Origin of the sequence: Streptomyces sp. S3(2020), from assembly GCF_013044505.1 — a bacterium.
In the GTDB taxonomy this organism is placed as follows: Bacteria; Actinomycetota; Actinomycetes; order Streptomycetales; family Streptomycetaceae; genus Streptomyces.
Genome location: NZ_JABERD010000436.1, coordinates 1 through 3,135 on the forward strand (window position 1 = coordinate 1; position 3,135 = coordinate 3,135).

The following is a 3,135-nucleotide window of genomic DNA, read 5'->3' on the forward strand; positions in this document are numbered from 1 at the left end:
ACCCCGCCCTGCGCACCGGCCTGCGGGCGGCCGGGGGGCGGGCGGTGACGGTTCGGCCGCCCGCAGGCCGGTGCGCAGGGCGGGGTCCTGCGGTGTGTGCCGGGGTGTGGGCTGCGGTGTGGGCTGCTGAGCGTGCCGGGATGCTGTCATCAGCGTCTCCTGCCGACGGCCCAGGCCACTTGGACCCTGGAGCGGCAGCCGAGCTTGCGCATCACGTTGCGGACGTGGTTGACGACCGTCCACTCGGCGATCTTCAGCCGGGACGCTATCTGACGGTTCGTCATTCCCTCGGCGACCAGGAGCGCCACCTGGAGCTGACGGGGGGTGAGGGCGGCGGCCTCACCGCGCTCGGCGCCCTGGCCCGGCTCGACCGCGGCGAGCGCTTCGGCGGCCATCTCCTTGGGCCGCAGACGCAGCCCTTCGACCCAGGCGGTCGCGAACACACTCCAGCCGAGCTGGCTGCGCAGTTCGGTGACCGCGCTCTGGAGCCGGTCCCAGCGTTCGCCGTCGACCTTCACACCGGTCCGGCGACGCAGGTTCTCGGCGGCGGCCAGCAGCCGGGTGGCGCGCTGCGGCTGGCCCGCGCCCCGCTGGACGAGCAGGGCGAACGTGTCGAGGGCCGCGGGCAGTTCGGTGCGCTCGTCGATCGAGTCGTAAAGGGTCAGGCTCTGCCGCAGCGCCGACTGCGCCCCGGCCTCGTCGTCCTCGTCCCAGGCGAGCCGGGCCCGTAGGTGCAAGGTGCGGGCCAGGTCGCGGATCTCGCCGTTCTGCCGCTGGATGCGCTCGGCCCGCTCCAGCAGGGAGAGGGCCTCCTGGGGCTGGTCGGAGGCCATCATCACCTCGGCGAGCGAGGCGGCGGCCTCCGCGGACCCCACGGTGTCGCCCTGCCCTTCCAGGGCGGCGCGCGCGGCGATCAGCAGGGACCGGCCCACCGCCTGGTCGCCGCACCGGAACAGCGCGTGCCCCATACGGGCCGAGGCCAGCGCCCCGGCCCTCGCGTCACGCAGCCGCTTGTACAGGGCGACGGCCCTGCGGTGCCGGTGCGCGGCACCGTCGTGGTCACCGAGAGCGGCGGCGAGCAGACCGGCGCCGGTGTGCAGCCTGGCACGCAGCCGCAGGTCCGTCTCCTCCTCGCCACCGGACGGGCCACCCGCCTCATGCATGGCCTGCGCGGTGGAGTCGAACCAGTGCAGGCCCGCCTTGAGTTCGCCGCGGACCAGCCAGGGCCGCAGACAGGCGCCGACCAGGGCGGCGAGCGGCGCTAGGTCGCCTCCTTCGGCCACCTGGTCGAGGGCGGCCAGGACGTTGTCGTGCTCGGCGGCGGCCAACCGCAGCCAGCGCTGCTGCTCGGAGCCGTGGAAGCGGCCTTCGAGGGAGTGCATCAGCTTCTGGTAGTGCCGGGTGTGGACCCGACGGGCCACCGAGGCCTCCTCCGCGTCGGCGTCGAGGACGGCGAGGCTGTGGACGCGGATGGTGCGCGACATCATCAGCCGGCTGTCGGTGTGCTGCCTCTCGTCGAGCCGGAGCAGGTTGCGGTCCAGGAGTTCCTCGATCGCGGCGGCGGTCTCGGCGGGAGAGAGCGGGGAGATCTTCTCGGCGGTGGCGAGGGTGGCACCCTGCCGGAACAGGGCGAGCCGGGCGAGCAGCGCCCGCTGACCGTCGGTCAGACCGCGGCAGCTCCATTCGGCGGCGGCGAGCAGGGAGCGCTGCCGGGGCGGTACGTCGACCAGCCCGGACAGGTGGCTGTCGCCGCCCCGGTGCAACCACGACCGCACCTCCTGGAGCGGGAACAGCCGCAGCCTGCGTGCCGCCAGTTCCAGGACGAGCGGTACGCCCTCCAGCAGGTTGCAGATGTCGACGACGGAGGTGACGTTCTCGGCCGTGAGCGCGAACCCGGGATTCACCTCGTGGGCGCGGCGGGTGAACAGCTGCACCGCCGGGTTGTCCTGTACGTCGGCGACGTCAGGTTCGAACAGCGGGCCGGGCGGGGGCAGCGGCGCCACCGGTACGACCTGTTCGCCGTAGATGCGCAGCACCTCCTGGCCGGTGGCGAGGACGGTGAGCCAGGGGCAGGCGGCCAGGTGATCGGCGACGACCGGGGCCAGCCGGGCGGCGATGTGCTCCACCCCGTCGAGGATCAGCAGCGCGCGCGGGCGGGGCGCGAGGACGCCCTTCGGGTCGTACGCGTCGACGGCCCGGCCGACGGCGGCCACCGCCTCCTCCGGACCGGGGCAGGCGGGCAGGTCCACGGTGCGGATGCCACCGGGGAAGGTGTCGGCGAGCAATTGGGCGGCCTCGGCGGCCAGGCGGCTCTTGCCCACGCCACCGGCACCGGCGAGCGTGATCAGCCGAAGGAAGGAGTCCTCTAGCCGTCCGCACACCGACGTCAGCTCCAGCTCGCGACCCACCATCTCCGTCGTCGGCTCGTGCACCGGCAAATCGGTCAGCATGTTTCCCCTCAGGACCACCGGGCGCCGACTTGCGCCACAGGCTCGGGTACTCCCGGTACTCCACGGTGTGCGACTGAACGCTAGGGACCACGACTCGACCATGACTTAAGGCCCTCTGAAGAATCCGGCCGTCCGGTTCGCCCCTGTCGGCCCCTACGACCGCTCCGACCAGGCCGGGAACCCGGTTGAGGGCATCGTTCCAGCCATGGCGGGGCGCCCTTGGAACAAAGCGGGCTCTGGCGGATTTAGCCCTTCACAAGTCCGGGCCGGTCGAATGGGCCGCCGCGTGAGTGTCCGGAATGAAGCGAGGGGCCGACCACAGTGAGCGTTCAGTCCAAGCGGGTTACGCGTCTCGACCGTGTCGTGATCCGGTTCGCGGGTGACTCGGGTGACGGTATGCAGCTCACCGGCGACCGCTTCACCTCCGAGACAGCAACCTTCGGCAACGATCTCTCCACCCTGCCGAACTTCCCCGCCGAGATCAGGGCACCCGCCGGAACCCTGCCGGGTGTCTCGTCCTTCCAGCTGCACTTCGCCGACCACGACATCCTCACCCCGGGCGACGCACCGAACGTGCTGGTCGCGATGAACCCGGCCGCCCTCAAAGCCAATATCGGCGACCTGCCGCGCGGCGCGGAGATCATCGTCAACACCGACGAGTTCACCAAACGGGCCATGCAGAAAG

At 72.1% G+C, this 3,135-nt stretch carries 2 protein-coding genes; one reads left to right on the plus strand and one right to left on the minus strand.

All coding sequences use genetic code 11. The features are described 5' to 3' along the window. Positions 1 to 149 precede the first annotated feature (149 nt). Positions 150 to 2,450, minus strand: coding sequence for a LuxR C-terminal-related transcriptional regulator (locus tag HLK59_RS49190; protein WP_171148204.1), 2,301 nt, complete (start codon positions 2,448 to 2,450; stop codon positions 150 to 152). Between the two features lie 321 nt (positions 2,451 to 2,771). Here HLK59_RS49190 and HLK59_RS49195 point away from each other — a divergent pair. Beyond that, positions 2,772 to 3,135 (plus strand): 2-oxoacid:acceptor oxidoreductase family protein (locus HLK59_RS49195; RefSeq protein WP_171148205.1); only part of this gene is annotated, 364 nt, incomplete at its 3' end.